The following is a 22,588-nucleotide window of genomic DNA, read 5'->3' as shown; positions in this document are numbered from 1 at the left end:
TTGAATAAAGATCATTATGTGATTATAGTTGACACATATTCAAAATCGTTCTATAATCGGAACTACTAAAGCTAGTTTGCCTAGCAAATGTGTTAGAATATATAACATAAAATTGGTGGGAGGCTGAAGTACGGATGACGACAAGCCAAGCGAGTCCGGAGCAGCGTGAGACCAACCGAACCGAGACCGTCCCGATTATCGACACGGACGTGCATGAACGGTTCGCATCGATCCAGGAATTGCTCCCTTACATGAAGGAGCCGTTCCTGAGCTACATGGAGCATTGGACGGGGTGGGGAGAGCTGAAGTATATTCACCCAATCGGCGGCTCCAAGCTCGATTCGCTGCTTCCGAACGGCAATGTGCCGGGCTCGGATCTGGGCGTGCTGCAGGAGCAGCTCATGGACAAGTACGATATTCACAAGGCGATGCTGACAGGATTGTTCTATCCGGCGACGATGGAGGCCCAGTTCGAGCTGGCGGCAGCGCTGGCCTCAGCCTATAACGATTGGATGGTCGAGCATTGGCTGGATAAGGATGAGCGTTTCCTCGGCTCCATTCACGTTGCGCCCCAGATTCCAGAGCTGGCTGTACGGGAGATTGAACGGATGGCCGATCATCCGCGCATGGTGCAGGTGCTGCTGCCGATCGGCACGGCGGCTTACGGCGATCCTTTCTACCACGGTATCTACGAAGCCGCCGAGCGCAAAGGATTGGTCGTCGCTATGCATCAGGGCAACTCGGTTCGCAGTCCATTCGGGCAGCCGCGCTACTATATCGAGTGGCATACGATTTTGTCGCAAGCGTTCATGGCCTCCGTCGTTAATCTGATCGTGAACGGCGTGTTCGACAAGTATCCGGGGACAAGGATTGCGATGCTGGAGGGCGGCTTCTCCTGGGTACCGTCGCTGATGTGGCGGATGGATCAAAACTACAAATCGCTGCGGCTCGAGGTTCCGTGGGTCAAGCGGCTGCCGAGCGAATATGTGAAGGAGCATTTCCGCTTTGCGACGCAGCCCATCGAAGACCCTGATCCGATGCACATGCTCAAGATGGTGGAGCTGATGGACAGCGACGAGCTGTTGATGTTCTCGACGGATTATCCGCATTGGGACTTTGACTCGCCGCTGCGTTCCCTGCCGACTAGCTTCAGCAAGGAGCTGAAACGCAAGATTTTCTACGAAAATGCCGCCAAGTTCTACGGATTGACTTAAGGTGGTCAGTGAATAGCGGGCCAAGCATTGTGCATTTATTTTATTCTGAATATTCAGAATAGTATGTCGGAGGATTGGGCTTAGCGTGTTTGAAAAGGAGGAAGCCGCAGGTGAAGAAGCATATCGTGTGCAGGGAAGAGGAGATGAACCCAGGGAGCAAGCGTTGTGTGGAAGTCGGCAAACGAGCTTTTGTGCTGGTGCGGACCCCGGACGGCAGTTACCAGGCTCTGCGGGATGTCTGCCCGCATCAGGGGGCCCGGTTGTCCGACGGGGAGCTAACGGGGACCAATCTTCCTTCTTGCGTGGGGGAATATGACTATGGGCGCAAAGGCGAGATTCTTCGCTGCCCCTGGCATAGGTGGGAGTTCGATGTCACCAGTGGCGATGCGCTGGTCGCGGACCGGCAGAGCCGGGTGAAGCATTACGAGGTGACGGTAGAGGATGGGTATGTGGTACTTCATTGTTAATCTGACTCAAAAGGAGAGAGATACCATGTCTGCGATGGCTGCCAAACACCTGCCTTCCATCCCGGAGGCGCGGGAGACCGCACTGGAATTCGTCAATATCGGCAAGGAATATCAACGGCATACCAAGGAGAAAGTGAAGGTCGTTCGGGAAGTGAATCTGAAGCTGGAGCGGGGCGGCTTTCTCTGCGTGCTCGGTCCAAGCGGCTGCGGCAAAACAACGCTGATGAACATGGTCGCGGGCTTCGAGGAGCCGAGCGAGGGTGAGATCCGGATGAATGGCAAGGCGATCAAGGGACCTGGCCCGGAGCGGGGAGTTGTGTTCCAGAGCGATACGGCCTTGTTCCCGTGGCTGACGGTGGAAGAGAATATCGCCTATGGCTTGAAGATGAAGCGGCTGCCCAAGGCCGAGATGAAGGAGCGCATTCACTATTGGATGAAGCAGGTCGGCCTGGAGCAGCACGGCGCCAAATTTCCCGGCGAGCTATCCGGCGGCATGAAGCAGCGGGTGCAGATTGCCCGGGTTCTGGCAGGCGATCCTGACATTCTGCTCATGGATGAGCCATTCGCAGCGTTAGATGCGCAGACGCGCACGTATTTGCAGCAGGAGCTCTCTGCACTTTGCCGCAAGGCCGGCAAAACCGTGCTTTTCATCACGCATGACATTCAGGAAGCGCTCCTGCTGGCGGATCGTGTCATCGTCATGGCCCGGGCGCCCGAGCCCAATATCAAGGCTGATATTCCCGTGGATCTCCCTTATCCAAGAGAGCGGATGACAGAGCCCTTCGCCAATCTGTACAACCGCCTGTTGGATGAGATCGACAATCCCTTCAAGGCCAGTGTGCATGTCCTATGACCTCGCGGCGGCCCTTAAGCTGGCGATGGCTGATCGGTCTGCTTGGCACCTTGTGCTTCCTCCTCCTGTGGCAGATTGCCGCCTGGCTGTCCGGACCTTCTTTTCTGCCGGGTCCGATCCGGGTCCTGCTGTTATTCTTTGAACAGATTCAAACGCGCGAGTATCTCGTAACCGTCGGAGCCAGCTACCAGCGCGTCATGTTGGGCTGGGGGCTGGGCAGTCTCTTCGGGCTTGTGCTAGGCATTGTGATGGGGCGTTACCGGTGGTTTGGCACGATCATCTATTCACCGATGCAGTTCTTCCGGGTGATCCCGGCGGTGGCGCTTGTGCCGATTCTGGTTATCTGGCTGGGCGTAGGCGAGACGATCAAAATTCTCATTATCGGTTATGGGGTGGCGCTTGTCGTCGCCATCAATATCGCCGAGGCGGTGCAGCGCGTAGCGCCTGCCCGGCTGCAGGCCGCCCGCTCCATGGGAGCGGGGCCGCTGCGGATCTTCTGGGGCGTACTCATCCCATCGGTTATCCCGGAAGCGCTCAAGGGCATGCGTGGCTCGCTCGCTTTTGCCTTCATGAGTATTGTCGGCATTGAGACGCTGGCGGCCCAGGAAGGTGTCGGTCAGATGATCTGGAGCGCCCGGGTGCTGCATCAGACGGATGTGGCCTTGCTCGGCGTGCTGACCCTCGGGCTGATGGGCGTGCTTGCGGACACGGTGGTGCGATGGGCGTTTCGAATCTTTGGCTATCGATTTATGTTGCGGGGGTGATGGAGATGAAGCTGCAATCCAAAAGCATGCAAGCCTTGCTGATCCTGCTGCCCTTCGCGGCGGCGCTGGCTCTCTGGGCGTCCATGTCCGCGATGGAGGTGGTGCCGTCCCTGTTCCTGCCGCCGCCTGTGCAGGTGTGGGACGCCTTCGTACAAATGCTGCAGAACGGTCTAATATTTGAAAGTCTGGGCGTCAGTCTGCTGCGGCTCTGCGCAGGATGGCTGCTTGGTCTGCTGCTCGCCACCTGCATCGGCTGGGCGCTCGGTATGATCGGATGGCTGCGCCGAGGCATTCAGCCGCTGTTGTTCCCGCTCCGGTTCGTCGAGCCGGTCGCCTGGCTCAGCCTGATCATTCTCTGGTTCGGCACGGGCGAGATGTCCAAGCTGATCCTGCTGACGTACGCTTCCTTCTTCGGATCATTCCTGTACATCATGACCGGGGTGGCGAGCATCGATGAGGTGAAAATCCAGGCCGCCCGCGCGATGGGGGCCAGCGGCTTCCGATTGTTCCGGACGATTATTGTCCCCTCCACAGTACCAAGCATCCTGGCGGGGGCGCGGATCGGCATGAGCTACAGCTTCCTGACGATCGTGACGGCCGAGATGATGGACGCCACGTCGGGGGTCGGCTACATCATCAAGTATGGCAGTGTGTATATGCGGATGGATCAAATCTTCGTCGGTACGATTCTCGTCGGACTGCTCGGGATCGCGATTGACTATACGTTCAGGCAGGCCATTAAGCGAATCGGCCGACGCTATTTCCTCGATCAGCTGTGATAGGTGCTTCTCATACAAAAAGAGTGGAGAGATGAGCAGGATGAAAATCAAACTGTACGTTGCAGTTATGGTGATGGCAGTGAGTCTGGTCGCGGCGGCTTGCGGCAACAGCGCGAGCACGGGCAGCTCAGGATCGACGCAAGGATCGTCTGAAGGCACGAATACAGTGAACAATGGCGGGACAGAGCCTGCTGTGGAGCTGCCGTCGCTGCGAATCTCCCGGGAATCCGGCCCTTCCTCGGGTCTGCTGTTCATTGCGGATGACCAGGGCTTTATCTCCGATCAGGGACTGGATTATGAGATTGTCTCGTTCGCCAATGGCGCGGAGGCGGTCGACTCTCTGCAGGCTGGACAGATCCAGGTGGCCTTCGGGGCAGCGGACACGTTCCCGATCCGTGGCGTCGATAGCGGCATCATCGGACTGACTGCAGTAAGCCAGCAGCCCGAAGCGGTCAGCATCGTCGTCAGCAGCGACGTCGAGGGGCCTGAGGATCTGAAGGGGCGGAGCATCGGGATCGTACCGGGCTCGGTCAGTCAGTATGTACTCGAAAATATGTACCTGGCCGATGCCGGCCTGACGCGGGATGACTACAGTGTGACGCAGACCGGACCAGCGGAGATGGTAGCCTTGATGGCGCGCGGCGATATCGACGCCTTTGCGCTGTGGGATCCGTTCCCGGCCAATGCGGTGAAGGCGCTCGGCGACAAGGTCAAGCTAATCACTACTTCCGGCGAGCTGGGCATCCCCAATACAACGTACCTGCTGGTCTCGAAGGACTCGCTGTCGGATGAGGCGTACACAGCCGCCTACGGCAAGCTGATCCGCGCACTGCAGCAGGCGCAGACGTTCCTGAAGGAGAATCCGGAGGAGGCGGGCAAGATCATTGGCGCCGCGACCCAGTTGACGGAGGAAGAGATGGCCGAGCGGCTGGCCCAGCTCCGGCTGGAGGTGTTCATGGACGATTCGGCCGTCGATGAGATTGAGAACTACAACGAGATTTTGTCCTCAACGGGTGCCATACCGGAGAAGATTGATATTAGCCAGGTACTGGATCAGGAATTCGTCAGCCGAATCGCGGACTAACCGCAGAGCAGACAAGGAGGGACGTCTCAGATGGCAAAACATCGCTTGGATCCCTCGCCCGAAACGGTGCATTGGGGCTATGTCGGCGGGGCGCAGGAGCCGGCCTTGGAGATTGAACCTGGCGATTCGCTCGTGCTCCGCTCGGTCGCGGGTTCACCGGATGATCCCGTGCCGGCTGCCTGGATTGCGCCGGAGCTGCGCAGCATCCATGAGCACGTGACGGATCGGGGAGCCGGGGTTCATATCCTGACGGGGCCGGTTGCAGTGAAGGGCGCCGAGCCAGGGGACACCCTCGTGGTGCGCATGGACCGGATTCAGATTGATGCGCCGTACGGTTTTAACTATATCGGTCCGATGTCAGGACTGCTGTACCATGCGTTTGACGAACCGGATACCGCCATTCTTACTTATAACGAAGATCGCAGCACGGCCCGGCTGGGCCGGTTGCGGCTGCCGACCCGCCCGTTCTTCGGCATCATGGGCGTAGCCCCGCCGGAGAGCTGGGGCCGGGTATCGAGCATTACGCCGGGCCGCTTCGGCGGCAACCTCGACAACAAGCAGCTGATTGCAGGCACGACGCTGTATCTGCCCGTTATGCGGGAGGGAGCGTTCTTCTATGCCGGCGACGGGCACGGCGCCCAGGGCGATGGCGAGATTGACGTAACGGCGATTGAGACCGCCCTGGAGGGGGAGTTTCACTTTGAGCTCCTGAAGGGCACGGATCAGCGCTGGCCGTATGCAAGACGCGGTCATCTCCTGATCAGCATGGGGCTGGAAGAGAGTCTGACAGGGGCGCTGGTGGCCGCCACCCGGCACATGATTGAGCTGCTGGAGACGCAATATGGCTTGTCGTACAAGGAAGCGTACCGCCTGTGCAGTCTGGCCGCCGATTTTCATATTACCCAGGTTGTCAACGGCGTCAAGGGTGTCCACGGGATGCTCGACACGTCGGTGATCGGTCCGGCGCAAGCCGACTGACCCCGGGCGTACGCAGATGTCCAACACCATGGAGGGATGAACACATGCTGTCACACAAAGATAACGAGCGCATCACCCAGGTCGGGGCAGGTACGCCGCTGGGCGCGCTATTCCGCAGCTACTGGCTGCCGGCGCTGCTCTCGGAGGAGCTTAAGCCCGGCGGGGCGCCGGTGCCCGTCAAGCTGCTCGGCGAGCGCCTGGTTGCTTTTCGCAACAGCGGGGGCAAGGTTGGGCTGGTGGGGGAATTTTGTCCGCATCGGGGTACCTCGCTGGCGCTGGGTCGCAACGACGATTGTGGCCTGACCTGTATCTACCACGGTTGGGCATTCGATACGGACGGCTCATGCACGAATATGCCTTCGGAGCCTGACTACAGCAAATTCAAGGATACGATCAAGCAGAAAAGCTACCCGATCCATGAGGCGGGCGGTCTGGTCTGGACGTACATGGGCCCCGCCGAGGAGCAGCCGCCGTTTCCCAACTTGATCTGGACCTCGCTGCCCGATTCGCACCGGATGGTCGCCAAGGTGTACCAGGAGTGCAACTATCTGCAGATTTGGGAGAACGAGATCGATTATATGCACGCCGCTTTTGCTCATCTGGCCTTGCAGGAGCAGGACATGAAGGAGGGGGCGCTCAGCACCGAGCTGGGCATCAATCCGTCGCATCCGCTCGTCACCTCCCGTAACCCGCTGTTGACGGTGGAACCGACCACCTACGGCTTCCGCAATATGTTCGTCGGGCAGTCGGGGGAGGAGGACCAGTTCATCCTGGAGGCGCCGATTCTGATGCCGAGCTTCGCCTACACCCCGCGGGTCAAGGAGGAGGATCATCTGTTCCACGCCTATGTGCCGATCGACGATCATACGACATGGTCCTATGATATCCACTTCACCCTGGATCGTCCGCTCAATCATGACACGCAGAAGGAGAGGCGCGGACTCTGGGTGGATGAGAATTACCGCAAGCTCTATAACAAGAGCAACAACTACCAGCAAGACCGGGAGATGATGAAGGCGGGCAATTTCTCCGGCATCGTCGGCATCAGCAATCAGGACCACGCCGTGACCGAGAGCATGGGACCGATCGTCGACCGTTCCCGCGAGCATCTGGGGACCAGCGATGTTGGGGTCATTGCGCTGCGACGGATGATTCTGAGGTCGCTCAAACGGATGGAGCAAGGCGAGAAGCCGCTGGGGCTGGACCCGGACATCCCGATGGACAAAATCTACAGCGAAGGCGTTATTGCGCCCAAGGGAGTGCCGTGGAAGGAAGCTTGCCCGCTGGACCCGGCGTTTGCTCCGGTCAAGAGCGAGAAGGCCAAGTCAGGGCAGGATAGCACGGTAGCAGAGACAATATAGAGACATGGCGCGGCATCAACAAGAGAAGGCGAGGTGGGCGAGCTGCCATCGTATACATTGGGGATCGACATCGGAACCACCGGGGTCAAAATTATTCTCCTCTCGCGGGATCGCATCGTCTATCAGACGAGTGTGGCGCAGCAGCTGCGTTCGCCGCAGATTGGCTGGGCCGAGGAGGATGCCGCTGAGTGGTGGCAGAATACGCTGACGGGTCTTCACAATATGCATGAACGTGTGCCTGACGCAGCTGGCGGCATCGTTGCAGTGGGGGTGAGCGGCATGGTGCCGGCGATTGTCCTGCTGGACGAAGCAGGCGAGCCGCTGCGGCCGACCATCCAGCAGAATGATGCCCGCGCAGTCGCTGAGATTGCAGAGGTGACGGAGGCGCTGGATCAGGACGCGTTGTTCCGGCGCACGGGCGGATATACGAATCAGCAGCATGTGCTGCCGCGGATGCTGTGGGTGAAGCGGCATGAGCCTGAAGTCTGGCGTGGCATCGCTACCGTGATGGGTTCGTATGATTATATCAATTACAAGCTGACGGGCGTTCCGGCGCTGGAGATTAATTGGGCGGTTGAGAGCGGCATGTACGATATACGCAGCCGGCGCTGGCTGGACGATTCGCTTGCGATGCTGGGTCTGCCGGAGACCGTGCTGCCGCCCGTGTATGAATCGCAATCGGTGATCGGCAGTATCAGTGCAGACGCGTCGGCGCTTACCGGTCTTCCGGCAGGCATCCCGGTTATTGCCGGCAGTGCCGACCATGTGGCTTCGACGCTGGCGGCGGGCATCACCGAGCCCGGGGAGCTGCTGATCAAGTTTGGCGGTGCGGGAGATATCCTCTACTGCACGGACGAGATTTGTCCGGACCCCCAGCTGTTCTTTGACTATCACGTCATTCCGGAGGCGTACCTGCTCAATGGCTGTATGGCTTCCAGCGGCTCGCTCGTGAAATGGTATGCGAATGAAATGCTGCAGGATTCGTCGCCGGAGCTATTCGCTACCTTGGATCAGGAAGCGGCTGCGGTCCCTGCGGGGTCGGACGGCTTGATCATCCTGCCGTATTTTCTCGGCGAGAAGACCCCGATTCTGGACCCAGAGGCCCGGGGCGTGTTGTTCGGCCTGACGTTATCGCATGGCAGAGGCCACATCTTCCGGGCCATCCTGGAGGCGGTCATCTACGGCTTCCGCCATCATCTGGATGTCCTCCGCGAGCTGGGCTGCGAGCCGACGCGCGTGCTGGCGACCAATGGCGGTGCCAAGAGCAAATTCTGGTGCCAGATTGCAGCTGATGTGCTGGGCGTCCGTATCCGCGCCTATCCGGCACACCCAGGGTCGGCGCTGGGCGTCGCTTTTCTGGCAGGCAAGTCGGTGGGGCTCATGGAGGAGTGGCGCGAAATTGACAGCTTCCTGACGGAATATCGGGACTACGAGCCGCAGGAGGAGCAGCGCCGCATCTACGACCGGGCGTACCAAATCTACCGGGAGCTATATCCGCAGCTGCAGCCGCAGTTTGCCCGTGTGAATGCATTATACAGCCAAGAGCAGCATGAGCTCATGACAGGAGGACATAGAGGATGAAGACATTGGGCGGACAGGTGGCCGTCGTAACCGGCGCGGGGAGCGGAATCGGCCGCAGTATTGCCATTCATCTGGCAGAGGCAGGCGCGACAGTGATTGCAACCGACGTGAACGGGGATGCTGCGCGCGAGACGGTCATGCTGCTGGCTGCTCCGGTAGACAAACCGCATACGTCGCGTGTGCTGGATGTTACGAACAAGGATCATGTGAGCGCGGTATTCAGCGACATTCATGCCGAGTACAGCCAGTTGGACATTCTGATCAACAATGCGGGCGTATCGACCATGAACCGCATCGAGAACCTGACGGAGCGGGAGTGGGATTTTAATTTTGATGTGAATATCAAGGGCATCTTCCTCTGTACGCAAGCGGCTTACCCCTATCTGAAGCTGCAGCCGACCTCCCGCATCGTCAATACCGCCTCCATGGCAGGCAAGCGCGGCGTCCCGCTGCTGGCGCACTATGCAGCATCCAAGTGGGCGGTGGTAGGCTTCACCAAGAGTGCGGCGATTGAGCTGGCTCCGGATGGGATTACAGTCAACTGTGTCTGTCCCGGCTATGTGAACACGGGGATGCAGAGCCGCGAGCTGCTCTGGGAGGCTGAGTTGCGCGGTATGACGCCGGAGGCGGTGCGCGAGGAGTACATTCGGATGACGCCGCTCGGCCGTCTGGAGGAGGCGGAGGACGTAGCCAAGGCTGTCGTCTTCCTCGCTTCACCGGGCGCGGATTTCATTACGGGCGAAGCACTGGACGTCACAGGCGGCGCAGATCTGTTATAGCCCTAGTGGGATGGCGGATTCAGCGGGCCAGAGAGGAGAAAGAGATGAACACAGACGCTTCGCGGTACCCCCATGCATCTAAACGCACCACGCTCTATGCCCGCTCCGGGATGGTTGCTGCCTCTCAGCATCTGGCGGCGCAGGCCGGGCTGGATATGCTGAAGAAAGGCGGCAACGCCGTCGACGCTGCCGTCGCCACGGCGGCTTGCCTGACGGTCGTGGAGCCATGCTCCAACGGCATCGGCGGCGACGCCTTTGCCCTCGTCTGGATGAAGGACCAGTTGCATGGCCTCAACGCCAGTGGTCCGGCGCCGATGGGCATCTCCGCCGCCAAGCTGCGGGCGCAAGGGCTTACCGAGATGCCGGTCTACGGCTGGACGCCGGTGACAGTGCCCGGTGCGCCTGCTGCCTGGGCGGCGCTCTCCGAGCGCTTCGGGCGGCTGCCCTTCGATGAGCTGCTGGAGCCCGCCATCCGTTATGCGGAGGAGGGCTACGCCGTATCGCCGACCGCAAGCAAGTTCTGGAAGAAGGCGTTCTATGAATATGAACAGGCCATCGAGGGCGAGCAGTATGCTACCTGGTTCAAGACCTTTGCGCCGGGCGGCAGGCCGCCGGAGCCTGGGGAAATCTGGGCTTCGCCGGGTCATGCGGATACGCTGCGGCGGATTGCGCGAAGTCAGGCAAGGGATTTCTACGAGGGCGAGTTGGCTGACCGGATCGATGCGTTCTCTCGCGAGCATGGCGGTTACCTGCGCAAATCGGATCTGGCGGCCTTCCAGCCGGAGTGGGTGACGCCGATCAGCAGCCGTTACCGCGATTGCGAGGTCTGGGAGCTGCCGCCCAATGGCCAAGGCATTGTAACGCTGATGTCGCTTAATATTCTCAAGGCGCTGGGCGAGCCGCCGGACGATCCGGCAGCGGCCTGTCACCAGCGGATCGAGGCGATGAAGCTGGCCTTCGAGGATGGCCTGTGGGCGATCACCGACCCAGCACAGATGCCGGAGGAGACAGTGAGCCATCTGCTCTCGGAGGCCTGGGCTACGGAGAAGGCTGCACGCATCGGCGAGCAGGCGCTGCTGCCCGAGATGCGATCGGTCCCTCGGGGCGGGACGGTCTATCTGGCGACAGCGGATGGGGAAGGCAATATGGTCTCTTACATCCAGAGCAACTATATGGAGTTTGGCTCAGGCCTAGTTGTGCCGGAAACCGGTGTCGGCCTGCATAACCGGGGGCACACGTTCACTCTCGATGAAGGACACCCCAATTGCCTGGCGCCGGGCAAACGGACGTATCATACGATCATTCCCGGCTTCCTCTCGCAGGACGGCCAGCCGATCGGTCCGTTCGGCGTCATGGGAGCCTTCATGCAGCCGCAGGGCCATCTGCAGGTGCTGCTGCACACGCTGGAGGAAGGACTGAATCCTCAGGCCGCCCTCGATGCGCCGCGTTGGCGCTGGGAGAAGGACCGGCAGGTGCTGATTGAGCCGGAGTTCCCGGCGGAGCTGGCCGAGGCGCTGCGCGCCCGGGGCCACGAGCTGGTCGTCTCCGAGCATGCTGGGCTATTCGGCCGGGGTCAGATCATCTGGCGCGATCCGAAGAGCGGCGTGCTCTGCGGGGGCACCGATCCCCGCACCGACGGGGTGCTGGCCACGTGGTAAGGCCAACGGTGCGAAAGGAGAAGGTAGCATGGCTGTACTACGGATGAAGGAACAGATCTTTGAGGTTGATCTGGTCGTCTTCGACAAGGATGGACTGCTCTTTGACGCCCGGTATTTCTGGCAGCGCCTGGCCGAGGCGCGGATGCGCGTGCTGCAGCCGCTGCTAGGGGAGGCGGTACTGACTGAGTGGTGCGAGCTGATGGGCATCACGCATACGGGTCTGACGGCGCTCGACATTGATCCCGGCGGGATCTTTGCCCTGGCGCCTCCCCAGGAGGAGATCATCGTGACCGCTTCGCTGCTCAAGGTATCGGCTGGCGGGGACTGGGGTGTCGCCCGAGAGCAGGTGGCGGCGGCCTTCCGGCAGTCCGACGAGCAGTTCGATCTGCAGGGGGCGCTGGAGCCGAAGCGGGGGTTCCCCGACATCTTTTGCCGGCTGCAGCGGGCGGCGATTCCGTTTGGCATTGCCACCTCGGATGACTATGACCGCACGATCCGCTCGGTTGGTCGGCATGTGCCGATCGAGTGGCTGACATGCATCGTCACACCCGTCGATGTGGAGCGCGGCAAGCCCCACCCCGATATGCTGGAGCTGATCTCGCGGACGACCGGCGTACCGCTGGCCCGGATTGCCATGATCGGCGACTCCTTCGTCGATGTGGCGATGGCGAGCGCGGCGGGCAGCATAGGCATCGGGATTCCCGATGATCCGGGCATGGCGGAGCGGATGTTGCCCTATGCGAGCGTGATTGTCGGGTCGCTGGACGACATCCTCATTGAATCAGCAGCAGTCCATATCTAAGTAGAAGGAGAGATTCGTATGAATTGGTTACAAGAGCTGGTCGGTGTAGACAAAGGAATCATCGCCATGTGTCATCTGCAGCCGTTGCCGGGTGATCCGCATTACGACGAAGCGAAGGGGATGGATTATGTGGTGGAGGCGGCCCGGGCCGACCTGCTGGCTCTGCAAAATGGCGGCGTCGATGCGGTGATGTTCTCCAACGAATTCAGCCTACCGTATCTGACCGATGTTCGGACCGAGACGGTGGCGGCGATGGCCCGCGTCATCGGCGAGCTGATGCGGGATATCCGGATTCCCTATGGCGTCAATGTGCTGTGGGATGCCAAGAAATCGCTGGATCTGGCAGCTGCTACGGGCGCGCAGTTCGTACGGGAGATTTTCACAGGCGTCTATGCCAGTGATTTTGGTTTGTGGAACACGAAGGTGGGCGAGACGATCCGGCATCAGAAGGCGCTGGGCGCCTCTAACGTCAAGCTGCTCTTCAATATCGTCCCTGAGGCGGCCCAATACTTGGCGCACCGGGATATTGAGAGCATTGCCCGCTCGACGGTGTTCAATAATCGGCCCGATGCCCTCTGTGTCTCCGGCCTGATCGCCGGCGCCGAGACAGATACGCAGCTGCTCAAGCGGGTGAAGGATACGGTGCCGCAGACGGTTGTGCTCGCCAACACGGGCATGCGACTGGATAATGTGGAGACCCAGCTGTCGGTTGCGGATGGCGCGGTCGTGGGGACCACGTTCAAGAAGGATGGCGTGTTCGAAAATGCGGTCGACGAAAAGCGGGTCAAGGCGTTCATGGATAAGGTTAAGGGCTTTCGCGGCTCGGCCATGACGCTGGCCCCGGCCTTGCCTTAAGATGGGCGCGGCAGGAGGCGGTCCCGCGATGGCGATGAAGCCTCGGACGCATGCAGGAACCGAGGTGGGCTCTGTGCAGCTGCGGGTGAGTGATATGGCGCGGTCCGAGGCGTTCTATACCGAGGTATTGGGGCTGCGCGTGCTCAACCGGTACCATGGCTTGACGCGGCTGACGGTGGATGGTATTCATCCGCTGATCGTGCTGGAGGAGATCAAGGATGCGGTGCAGGTGCGGCCGCGTTCAACCAGCGGTTTGTATCATTTTGCGCTGCTGGTGCCGACCCGCAGCGACCTGGGGCTCGTACTCCGGCAGCTGGCAGAGTGCAGGGTTCAGCTCGGCTCCGCAGACCATGATGTGAGCGAGGCGCTCTATCTGTCTGATCCCGACCACAACGGGATTGAGGTCTATTGGGACCGCCCGATGGAGCAATGGACCCAACTTGCGGGCGGTCAGATCTACATGAGCGCGGACGCGTTGGATGCGCATGGGCTGCTCCGCGAGGCTGAGGGTCGGGAATGGAACGGCATGCCGGCGGGTACCCGGATGGGGCATGTACATCTGCATGTGCGGAACCTCGCGGAGGCAGAGCGTTTCTATTGCGGGCTGCTGGGCTTCAGTGTGAAGCTGCGCTATGGCCCCTCGGCGCTCTTCGTGGCCGCGGGCGGCTACCACCACCATCTCGGCCTCAACACATGGGCCGGAGAGGGCGCGTCGCCGACGCCGGAGATGGCCCCGGGGCTCGCGAGCTATACCATCGTCAATCCGGATGTTCGCCACATCGAGAATCTCCTACTCTGGCTGGAGGCGGCGGGCATTGCGGTGGAGACCAAGGGCGATGGCTGGTATTTCCGCGACCCGAGCGGCATCGGCGTACGCTTGACGACGTGTCCGGTATTGTAATAACACAAGAGCCAGGCTGTGCCGATATCCGGTACGGCCTGGGTCTTTGTTTTGTGGAGTTGTTTTCAGCTATCCTCCCCCGCCAACAACTCGCCCAGCATACGCTTGCTGTTGTTCATGAACTGCTTGGTGACGATATAGTGCTCCGTTTCCTGCCAGGCTACGCGGCGGATGCCGTCTCCGTCCAGCTGATAGATCCAGGCGTCCGGGTAAGCCATCAGGATCGGGGAGTGGGTGGCGATGAGGAACTGCGACTGCTGTCCGACGAGCTGGTGCATGCGCGCCAGCATGGCCATCTGTCGGGAGGGAGACAGCGCAGCCTCGGGCTCGTCCAGTATATAAAGGCCTCTGCCGCCAAACCGGTGCAGGAAGGTGGCGAAGAACGATTCGCCATGCGACTGCTCGTGCAACGAACGTCCGCCATAGGACTCGATAATCTTCGGCGCACACGCGGCTTGCCGGTCCAGCTCCTCAATATTCGTGGCCAGATTATAATAGCTCTCCGCCCGGAAGAAAAAGCCGTCCTTCGGCCGTCTCGGACCCCGCACGGGCCGCAAATACTCACTCAGTTGTGAATGCGTGCGGGCCGTTTCAAATGTAAAGTTGCTCGTACCGCCCTCCGGGTTGAAGCCGAGCGCCACGGCGATCGCTTCGATGAGCGTCGATTTGCCCGTGCCGTTCTCACCGACCAGAAACGTCACCTTGGGATGAAGCGTCAGCGTGTCCAGCTCACGCACGGCATCCAGATGGAAAGGGTAACTCCGAAAGGACGGCACCTGCTCCCGCAGCAGCTCTACTCGGGATACATAGCCGGCATGCTCATACAAAGACATCATCGATCTCTCCTTCGGTGTAGATTTCCTTATTCCCTCTAGTATAGCACGCGGGTAGTAGATGACTTTAGGTGCTCCTGACAAAAAGAAAGCCGCCCTGCTGGGCGACCTTCTTAGTTAATAGTTAATTAATGCTCTTGCGGGATGACCGGTCCGGCGCCTGCGCCGGTGTTGCGGTCTTTGCGGTGGAACAAGCGATCAGTGCCTTTGTGCAGCAGCGGCAGGACGTATCTGTCAAGTCCGAAGCGTCCGGCATTGGCGCCGCCGACGAGGACGAGGACACCGAGCAGAACCAGCCAAGGGTTGGTGCTTACCGTACCGGCGAAGAGGAACATGAAGTTCATCATCAGTCCGAAGAAGGCAGCGGTAACGGTCAGTGTGCCGAGGATCAATCCGAGTCCGACGAGCAATTCGCCCCAAGGAATCATGACGTTGATCAGCTTGATGTTTGGCAGTGCGAAATTTTCAAGGAAGGCGTGGAAGGTCGGGTAGACGGCTTCTCCAGTAGCTTTATCCAGGACCGGGTTGGCGATGGCGTTGTTCAGGAAGCCTCCGGCGTCGAAGCCACCGGTAATTTTGTGCCATCCGGCAGTCAGCCAAGCATATCCAAGTACGAGACGGATTACTGTCAGGATACCGGCTGCCCATGTGTTGTTTCTCCAAAGTTTCATCATGATACTCACTCCCGATTTCATAGTTTTTTATTGGGTGTAGCTTTTTATCCTTCAACATTCGGTACGTTTCCTGAATGATTCGTGAATTTAATCACAAAGTCTGGTACAGGAACGGGACCGATCAGGCGGGCGATGTTTCCACCAGTTCTTCATGACCTTCACTCTCCCTTATGCTATTGCAACGAAGCAGTTGGTGATGTTTGTTACGCTGTGTGGTTGTTTCTTGCTGCTTCGTCTTCTTTCTGACCTCAGTATAACGCACCCCAAAAGGCAGGTATGTGATTTAAATCACATGCTCGATATTTTTTGAAAAAGCCTTGCGCCTTTTACGTTGGTCGGGGAGAAGGGTATAATGAGGCAAAGGACAACCCCCTAGTACCTAATCTGAATCTTATAGATAGTGAGGTCGATCATATGCACAAATTAGGTCGCAACGATCCGTGTCATTGCGGGAGCGGCAAAAAGTATAAAAAATGTTGCCTTGAAGCCGACGAGACCAATAACATTGCGCGTCTCGCGCCGCAGGCTACATCCGGGCCGGACCCGGAAACCGTACTGCGCCAGGAGCTCGTGTGGGCCAGCCCGCTCCATCAGCAGGTGGCCGAAACTTTTGAAAGCCATGCAACGGGCCGCTACGAGGAGGAGGAGATAGCCCAGATTGTACGGTTCTGGCACAGCTTTGCCTCGAACACGGAGCCTGTCATACGTAAAACGGGCGCCTTCGCGGCTGCGCTGGAATATATGCTGTGCGAGCTGACCCAAAATTACGTCCCTCAAACGGTGCTAGCGAAGCAATATGGCGTCTCTGCACCTACGATCTCGAGCAAAACCGATCAATTATCCGAGTATTATAATCAACAGGATGACAGTCAACTATTCCGACAGAGCTCAGCTAGCGAGCCTGACTTGTCGGAGGCCTTGCAGGAGCTGCAGATGCAAGTGAGCGCAATTCAAGAGGTGATCGCTGACCATGAGTTTGAAACGGAGGAAGAGGCAAAGGCTTTCGTACAGCAGCTTTTCCTAGACGGCAACCTGCCAGATGTGAGGCCTAAAGCAAGGTCTTCCGTCAAAGGCAAACGAGGAGCAAGCCTGCTGGAGCAAGCGCTCGCCGAGGAGAATCCTGGCAAGCGGTTTGATCTGGCCAGGCGGGCCATCGAGGCCGATCCCGATGCAGCTGAGGCGTATACCTTGCTCGGAGAGATGGCCCCTAACCTGCGGGTTGCCGCTTATTACTACCGTGAGGGCATGCTGGCCGCAGAGCGCCAGCTGGGTCAGGCAGACTTCGAAGAGCTGAAAGGTCATTTTTGGCTGGCTCACGAGACGAGGCCCTACATGCGGGCCAAGCTCGCCTATGCTCAGACTTGCGCCTCGCTTCTGAACCTGGAGGAAGCGATCCGCCATTACGAGGAGATGCTCGCGCTTAACCCCTCCGACAACCAAGGTGTGCGAGATCTGCTGCTGCTGGCCTATCTGGAAGTACATGACTATGAAGAGGCAATGCAACTCCTCAGCAGATTCGAAGGGGATGCGAGCGCCTGGTTTGCCTACAGTCGCGTCCTCGCCGAGCATGGGCTGGGCAAGTCCCCGGCGCGTATCAAGAGCTTGCTGCGCAAGGCTTTGGAGGCCAACCGCTTCATACCGGCCTATCTGCTGGGCAACAAGAAGATCCCGCAACAATCGCCAGACTACATCAGTCCCGGCGACCAGCGGGAGGCGGTCTATTATGCTCGAGCGAACTATCATCTATGGACGCTGCAGCCCAAGCTGACCAAGCTGCTGGCAGACCTGACCTAGCACGTAATACCGACCGGCGCTATCGCTTGTTGTTGTAGGCGTACATGGTCAGCGGCGCGAAGATGGCGACCAGCCCGGCGGCGATGGCGAGCACGATCATCACTTCGCCTCCGGCGACCGTGCCGTGGGCGAGACCGCGCACCGCATTGACTGCAAAGGTGACCGGATTAAGATCGACGACCGTCTGCAGCCAGCCGGGCATCGTCGAGGTGTCGACGAAGACGCTGCTGAGGAAGGTTAGCGGGAACAGCACCATCATGCTGATGCCCATCAATGCCTTCTCCGAGCGTACGATCAGACCGAGCAGCGTCCAGATCCATGAGAGCCCGAAGGCAAAGGCGAGCAATACGGCGACACCGAGGAGCAATCCGCTCAGGCCGCCCTCCGGACGAAAGCCAAGCGCGTAGCCGAGCCCGATCATGATCGCAGAGGCGAGCAGGTAGCGGACCATATCGACCAGCAGCGCCCCTACCAGCGCCGCCGGACGCCAGAAGGGCAAGGTGCGGAAGCGATCGAAGATGCCCTTCTGGATATCCTTGTTCAGATCGGTCCCGGTATACATCGTGATCATCGATACGGTCATGACGAGGATGCCGGGCAGGACGAAATTGAGATATTCGCCGGTCGATCCGGCGATTGCGCCGCCGAACAGATACGTGAACATGAGCAGGAAGATGACGGGGAATGCGGTGACGTCGAACAACTGCTCCGGTACATACTTGATCTTCAATAGAGCCCGCCAACCCAGCGTCAGACTGGCGCTGAGCGGGCTTGGCCGCGTGGGCCGCTGCCGCAGCGACAGCACCTGCTCGAGATCGGCCTGATTATCCGGCTTGATCAGCATGGGCTTCCTCTCCTTCCTCTTGCGCGGGCTTGCCGGTCAGCGTCAGGAATACCTCATCGAGACTGGGCTGCCCCATCGAGAAATCGCTGATCGGCAGCCCCTCCAGCACCAGACGGCTAAGCGCGGCGGCGGCTTCGCCGTGATCGGCGATCTGGGCGATCAGTCGCTGTGCCCGCTCGTCCGTCTCCACTGGCTGACCGGTAGTCTCCTCGAGGATGCGCCGCGCTGTGGACAGATCGCCGGCCACTTGCAGATGGACGGTAAGGCGGCCGGCGCCGACCATTGCCTTCAGCTCGCTGCTCGTCCCCTCGGCGATCAGGCGACCGTGGTCGATGACGCCGATCCGGTCGGCGAGCTGGTCGGCCTCCTCCAGATATTGCGTTGTCAGGAATACAGTCGTGCCGCTGAGCACCAGCGCCCGGATAATATCCCACACCTGGTTGCGGCTGCGCGGATCGAGTCCGGTCGTCGGTTCATCGAGGAAGAGCAGGTCCGGGGCGGTTACGATGCTGGCGGCGATGTCGATGCGACGCCGCATGCCGCCAGAGTATTTTTTGACCTGACGGTCGGCCGCCTCCTCCAGCCGGAATGCGCGGAGCAGATCCGTCGCGCGCTGCTTGGCCCCGTGTCGGGAGAAGCCGACCAGCCGCCCGATCAGGATCAGATTTTCCCGCCCCGACATCTCCTCGTCGACGGAGGCGAACTGGCCGGTCAGACTGATGCACTGTCGCACGCCGTCCCCGTCCTGCAGCAGATCATGCCCCATTACTGTCGCCGTGCCGCCGTCGGGCCGCAGCAGCGTAGCCAGCATCTTGATAGTCGTCGTCTTCCCCGCACCGTTGGGGCCGAGGAAGCCATAGATCGTCCCTCGCTTTACCTGGAGCGAGATGCCGTCCACGACCTGCTGGTCGCCGAACCGCTTGACCAGTCCGACCGCGTCGATGGCGAGCTCCCCTGTGGTCTGTTTTATCATGCGTTCCCTCCGTTTTGCTGAGATTGGATGCTATCTCCAAGTATACGATATGTCGGGGCGGAGGATTCTTTTCGATTGCGGGATTGGGGCTAGAGGTGACGCGAGACGTCGCAGCTCGCAGCACCCTTGCAGGTTAAGTGGAGATAAGCGCAGGTTATGCAGCGCGGGCTGCATCTCATCCCCTGGACGAGGTCTAGCTCAAGCAAGGGATGTATACTTTAGGAAGTGAAGGAGGGGTCCGTAGGTGAAGATCAAGATCGACATCAGCGATGAATACGACGAGCCGACGATCATCATCCAGGCGAAGGTGTGGAGCGAGGAGCTGGCGGCGCTGATGAAGCGTCTGCAAGCGCAGGAGCCGCAGCGGCTGGTCGGCGTCGAGGATGAGCGCTCGGTCCTGCTGGACCCCTCCGAGCTCGATTACGTGTATGCCGAGCAGCGCAAGGTGTACGCCGTTCGCAACGGGCGGCAGATCGAGCTGAAGATGAAGCTGTACGAGGTGGAGGCGCTGCTGCAGGAATATCGCTTCCAGCGGTTCTCCAAATCGGTCATCGGCAACCTCGATCAGATCGACCGCTTCGAGCTGGTGTTCAACGGCAATCTGTGCGTGCATTTCAAATCGGGGAGCAAGGAGTATGTCTCGCGGGGCTACGTAGCGGAGCTCAAGCAGCGACTTATACTCGGGGGAGGGGGCAGAGACGATGCTTAATGTACTGGCGCGCACGCTTGGCGGCTTGGGCTGCTCTGCTATCCTGACTTTTGTCGCATTGACCGGGCTGATGTTTGGAGAGATCGATGCGCCGGTCAAGCTGATCTGGCAGCATATGGCCGGCAGCATGATTATGGGCGTCACCTATGCCTGGAGCTCTTATATCTTCCAGTGTGATCGATGGAGTCCGCTCCGGCAGCTGCTCGTCCACTACATCCTGACGCTGGCTGTCTTCGCCGCCGTTAACAGCTGGACCGGCTGGGTGCCGCTTGAGCTGCCGTCGTTGTTGCTCGGCCTGCTCTTCTACACCCTCAACTATACGATCTTCTGGTTCGGGTTCAACTGGTATTTCAAACGGCAGGAGCGCGAGCTGAACCGTTCCGTGAACAAAAAATAAGGAGGGCTTGTCCATGACGTTTCTGTTGGAAGCAGAGAAAGTCGTCAAAGCCTACGGCTCCATCGAAGCGCTAAGGGAGGCTGATCTTCAGGTACGGGAGGGCGTCTGCTTCGGCTTGCTCGGACCGAACGGCGCGGGGAAGTCGACGATGATGAAGCTGATCACCGGGATCCTGAAGCCGGATCGAGGCAGCATCCGAGTATTCGGCCACGACAACGCTCAGCAGATCGATGCGATCCGCAGCCAGGTCGGCTATGTGCCGCAGGAGATCACGCTGCATGATGAGCTGAGCGCAGTCCAGAATCTGAGATTCCTCGGGCAGATGCAGGGCGTACGCGGTGCCGAGCTGCAGCGGCGACTCGACGAGGGGCTGGCGCAGGTCGGGCTCTCCGAGCGGACTCGGGACCGGGTCGGCACATACTCGGGCGGCATGAAGCGCCGGGTCAATCTGCTCGGGGCGCTGTTGCATCGGCCTCGGCTTGTCATCCTCGATGAGCCGACCGTCGGCATCGACCCGCAATCGCGCCATCTGATCTTCGAGATGATCCGGGAGCTGCGGTCGCAAGGCACGACGATTATATACTCCACGCACTACATGGAGGAGGTGGAGGCGCTGTGCGACGATGTGGCGATCATCGACCACGGCCGCGTGATCGCCCAGGACAGCCTGCGAGGATTGCTGGACCAGCATGCCTCGCGTACGATCTATGTCGAGGCGGACGGGCTGGAGCAGGCGCCTGCTGCGCTGCCCGGAGTCGGCGAGATCGCCGCCAAGGGGCGAGGCTGGCTCTTGCAGAGCGAGGAGCCGGTCGCGATCATGGCGCAGCTGGCGGCGCGATTGGCTGAGCAGGGCAAGCGCGTCCAGGCGCTGGAGCTGCAGCAGCCCTCGCTCGAGAGCGTATTTCTGAAGCTGACCGGGACACAGCTCCGGGATGGCGCATGAGCAAGAGGAAGGGGAGGAGCGTATGATTCGGACGATAGCAAGCAAGGAGATTGCCCTGCTGCTGCGAGACAAGTCGATATTCTTCTGGCTGCTGGGGCTGCCGATCGTCTTTATCGTCATCTTCGCGTCGATCTTCAGCAGCGCGGGGACGCCGAGCTACACTGTGCCTTACTATGATGCCGACAAGTCGGAGGCGTCGCAGCAGCTCCTCGCGACCTTGGAGGGGATCGACGGCTTCGCCCTGGAGTCGGATGCGGATCGCTCCCTCGAGGCGCAGCTGGCCCAGATCGCCGAAGGACGCAAGACGATGCTGCTCGTCATCCCGGAGGGGTACGGGGCGCGGCTTGAGAGCGGTCAGCAAGCGGAGATCGAGCTGCACCGAGACGCGATGCAGGATGCGGCGGCGGGTCCCGTGCTCGGCGTGCTGGAGGGCATAGCCGGACGCTATCAGGAGGAGCAGTTGCGGTCGGTGCTGACGCAGGTCGTGCCAGCGGATGAGCTCGAGTCGTTGCTGGCGTCGCCACTTGCGATCCGAGAGATCCGCGAGCAGGCGGCGCAGAGCGATACGATCGCGCAGATCGTGCCGGGCTATACGGTTATGTTCGCCTTCTATGCGATGATCTCGATGACGACGAGATTCCTCAAGGACCGCCGCTCCGGCATGCTCTCGCGCCTGCAAGGGACGACGATGAAGCCGTATCACTATCTGACTGGGATGTGGATCCCGCATATTGTGATCGTCTCCATCCAGGCGGCAGTGTTGCTCGCCTTTGGCCGGATCGTCTACGGGCTGGAGCTCGGCAGTCTGCCCGCTGTAGCGGCGGTCGTGCTGGCGTTGGCAATCTGCGTCACCGGCCTGGGCTTGTTGCTATCGATGGTAGCGAGCAGCGAGAATATGGCGATCGGCTTGGTCCAGGTGATCGCGCTGGGCGGCGCGATCCTCGGCGGACTGTGGTTCCCGTTCGATATGCTGCCGGCATTCGTGCAGACGCTTGGCCGCTTCACGCCGCAATTCTGGGCGCAGCAAGGAATGCAGGACGTGCTGCTGCGCGGCGCCGGTCTCGGCGACATCTGGGCCAACCTGCTCGTCCTGCTCGGCTGCGGGAGCCTTGGTCTGGCGCTGGCCGTGGCCGCGTTTGGCCGCTTTGCCCGGCGAGCTGTCGGCTAATGGGGGGAGCTTGCTGGTAGCTAAGCGTTAGCTGGGGGCTAAGCGTGGGTAGCGCGCTGGGAGCACGGTGGTCGGCTAGCATCTAGTTCTCGCTCCATTCTCGATTCGCGCATATGGCCTGCGTAGGTGCGATTCTAATACGGTCGCTGGGTTTGCGTAACTGCAATAATACCTCTA

The 22,588-nt window shown here is 60.1% G+C and carries 23 protein-coding genes; 19 read left to right on the top strand and 4 right to left on the bottom strand.

Features of this window, described 5'->3' with window-relative positions; translation table 11 throughout:
• The first annotated feature begins 134 nt into the window (after nt 1–134).
• From PA598K_RS15745 to PA598K_RS15680, 14 genes are all read left to right on the top strand, one after another.
• Nucleotides 135–1,214, top strand: a complete 1,080-nt coding sequence (locus PA598K_RS15745; protein ID WP_128657882.1) for an amidohydrolase family protein — start codon at nt 135–137, stop codon at nt 1,212–1,214.
• Between the two features lie 110 nt (nt 1,215–1,324).
• Nucleotides 1,325–1,681 (top strand): Rieske (2Fe-2S) protein, encoded by a 357-nt coding sequence (locus PA598K_RS15740; protein WP_128657881.1) that lies wholly within the window; start codon nt 1,325–1,327, stop codon nt 1,679–1,681.
• Between the two features lie 25 nt (nt 1,682–1,706).
• Nucleotides 1,707–2,534, top strand: a complete 828-nt coding sequence (locus tag PA598K_RS15735) for an ABC transporter ATP-binding protein (protein ID WP_128657880.1) — start codon at nt 1,707–1,709, stop codon at nt 2,532–2,534.
• Nucleotides 2,531–3,298, top strand: a complete 768-nt coding sequence (locus tag PA598K_RS15730; RefSeq protein ID WP_128657879.1) for an ABC transporter permease — start codon at nt 2,531–2,533, stop codon at nt 3,296–3,298. The genes PA598K_RS15735 and PA598K_RS15730 overlap by 4 nt, the downstream gene beginning before the upstream one ends.
• 5 nt (nt 3,299–3,303) lie before the next feature.
• Nucleotides 3,304–4,077 (top strand): ABC transporter permease, encoded by a 774-nt coding sequence (locus tag PA598K_RS15725; protein WP_185602011.1) that lies wholly within the window; start codon nt 3,304–3,306, stop codon nt 4,075–4,077.
• A gap of 40 nt (nt 4,078–4,117) precedes the next feature.
• Nucleotides 4,118–5,161, top strand: a complete 1,044-nt coding sequence (locus tag PA598K_RS15720) for an ABC transporter substrate-binding protein (protein ID WP_185602010.1) — start codon at nt 4,118–4,120, stop codon at nt 5,159–5,161.
• Between the two features lie 30 nt (nt 5,162–5,191).
• Nucleotides 5,192–6,139, top strand: coding sequence for an acetamidase/formamidase family protein (locus PA598K_RS15715; RefSeq protein ID WP_128657876.1), 948 nt, complete (start codon nt 5,192–5,194; stop codon nt 6,137–6,139).
• 44 nt (nt 6,140–6,183) lie between these two features.
• Nucleotides 6,184–7,500, top strand: coding sequence for a Rieske 2Fe-2S domain-containing protein (locus tag PA598K_RS15710; RefSeq protein WP_128657875.1), 1,317 nt, complete (start codon nt 6,184–6,186; stop codon nt 7,498–7,500).
• Nucleotides 7,501–7,533: 33 nt separating this feature from the next.
• Nucleotides 7,534–9,081 (top strand): FGGY-family carbohydrate kinase, encoded by a 1,548-nt coding sequence (locus PA598K_RS15705; protein WP_128657874.1) that lies wholly within the window; start codon nt 7,534–7,536, stop codon nt 9,079–9,081.
• Complete coding sequence (locus PA598K_RS15700; protein WP_128657873.1) at nt 9,078–9,860, top strand: SDR family NAD(P)-dependent oxidoreductase; 783 nt, start codon at nt 9,078–9,080, stop codon at nt 9,858–9,860. Before PA598K_RS15705 ends, PA598K_RS15700 begins: the two co-directional genes overlap by 4 nt.
• 44 nt (nt 9,861–9,904) lie before the next feature.
• Nucleotides 9,905–11,518, top strand: coding sequence for a gamma-glutamyltransferase family protein (locus PA598K_RS15695; RefSeq protein ID WP_128657872.1), 1,614 nt, complete (start codon nt 9,905–9,907; stop codon nt 11,516–11,518).
• A 28-nt stretch (nt 11,519–11,546) separates the two neighbouring features.
• On the top strand, nt 11,547–12,320 hold the full coding sequence (locus tag PA598K_RS15690) for an HAD family hydrolase (RefSeq protein ID WP_185602009.1): 774 nt from the start codon (nt 11,547–11,549) through the stop codon (nt 12,318–12,320).
• An 18-nt stretch (nt 12,321–12,338) separates the two neighbouring features.
• Nucleotides 12,339–13,175, top strand: coding sequence for a BtpA/SgcQ family protein (locus tag PA598K_RS15685; RefSeq protein ID WP_128657870.1), 837 nt, complete (start codon nt 12,339–12,341; stop codon nt 13,173–13,175).
• Nucleotides 13,176–13,203: 28 nt separating this feature from the next.
• Nucleotides 13,204–14,076 (top strand): VOC family protein, encoded by an 873-nt coding sequence (locus PA598K_RS15680; protein ID WP_128657869.1) that lies wholly within the window; start codon nt 13,204–13,206, stop codon nt 14,074–14,076.
• A 65-nt stretch (nt 14,077–14,141) separates the two neighbouring features.
• On the opposite strand, the gene PA598K_RS15675 is transcribed toward PA598K_RS15680, so the two are convergent.
• Nucleotides 14,142–14,909, bottom strand: coding sequence for an AAA family ATPase (locus PA598K_RS15675; protein ID WP_128657898.1), 768 nt, complete (start codon nt 14,907–14,909; stop codon nt 14,142–14,144).
• 128 nt (nt 14,910–15,037) lie between these two features.
• Nucleotides 15,038–15,583: a DoxX family membrane protein gene (locus PA598K_RS15670; RefSeq protein WP_185602008.1), complete on the bottom strand. Its 546-nt coding sequence runs from the start codon at nt 15,581–15,583 to the stop codon at nt 15,038–15,040.
• Nucleotides 15,584–15,997: 414 nt separating this feature from the next.
• Here PA598K_RS15670 and PA598K_RS37995 point away from each other — a divergent pair, with 414 nt between their 5' ends.
• Nucleotides 15,998–17,377, top strand: a complete 1,380-nt coding sequence (locus PA598K_RS37995; RefSeq protein ID WP_260405435.1) for an SEC-C metal-binding domain-containing protein — start codon at nt 15,998–16,000, stop codon at nt 17,375–17,377.
• Between the two features lie 19 nt (nt 17,378–17,396).
• Here the strand turns inward: PA598K_RS37995 and PA598K_RS15660 are convergent, their stop codons facing one another.
• Both PA598K_RS15660 and PA598K_RS15655 read right to left on the bottom strand, forming a co-directional pair.
• The gene (locus PA598K_RS15660; RefSeq protein ID WP_128657868.1) at nt 17,397–18,221 is read right to left on the bottom strand and encodes an ABC transporter permease; all 825 of its coding nucleotides are present in this window, start codon (nt 18,219–18,221) and stop codon (nt 17,397–17,399) included.
• On the bottom strand, nt 18,202–19,194 hold the full coding sequence (locus tag PA598K_RS15655) for an ATP-binding cassette domain-containing protein (protein ID WP_128657867.1): 993 nt from the start codon (nt 19,192–19,194) through the stop codon (nt 18,202–18,204). Before PA598K_RS15655 ends, PA598K_RS15660 begins: the two co-directional genes overlap by 20 nt.
• 244 nt (nt 19,195–19,438) lie before the next feature.
• Here PA598K_RS15655 and PA598K_RS15650 point away from each other — a divergent pair, with 244 nt between their 5' ends.
• Genes PA598K_RS15650 through PA598K_RS15635 form a run of 4 tightly spaced genes read left to right on the top strand, consistent with a single transcriptional unit; the run spans nt 19,439 to nt 22,411 of the window.
• The gene (locus PA598K_RS15650; protein WP_128657866.1) at nt 19,439–19,903 is read left to right on the top strand and encodes a LytTR family DNA-binding domain-containing protein; all 465 of its coding nucleotides are present in this window, start codon (nt 19,439–19,441) and stop codon (nt 19,901–19,903) included.
• Complete coding sequence (locus PA598K_RS15645; RefSeq protein WP_128657865.1) at nt 19,896–20,300, top strand: DUF3021 domain-containing protein; 405 nt, start codon at nt 19,896–19,898, stop codon at nt 20,298–20,300. Before PA598K_RS15650 ends, PA598K_RS15645 begins: the two co-directional genes overlap by 8 nt.
• Before the next feature lie 13 nt (nt 20,301–20,313).
• Nucleotides 20,314–21,243, top strand: a complete 930-nt coding sequence (locus PA598K_RS15640) for an ABC transporter ATP-binding protein (protein ID WP_128657864.1) — start codon at nt 20,314–20,316, stop codon at nt 21,241–21,243.
• A 22-nt stretch (nt 21,244–21,265) separates the two neighbouring features.
• Nucleotides 21,266–22,411 carry an ABC transporter permease gene (locus PA598K_RS15635; RefSeq protein WP_128657863.1) on the top strand — a complete coding sequence of 382 codons (1,146 nt, stop codon included), beginning with the start codon at nt 21,266–21,268 and terminating at the stop codon, nt 22,409–22,411.
• Nucleotides 22,412–22,588: the final 177 nt, after the last annotated feature.

Source organism: Paenibacillus sp. 598K (genome assembly GCF_003851045.1).
Classification (GTDB): domain Bacteria; phylum Bacillota; class Bacilli; order Paenibacillales; family Paenibacillaceae; genus Paenibacillus_D.
Note: the sequence above shows the minus strand (reverse complement) of the source record. Positions and strands in the feature narration are given on the sequence as shown.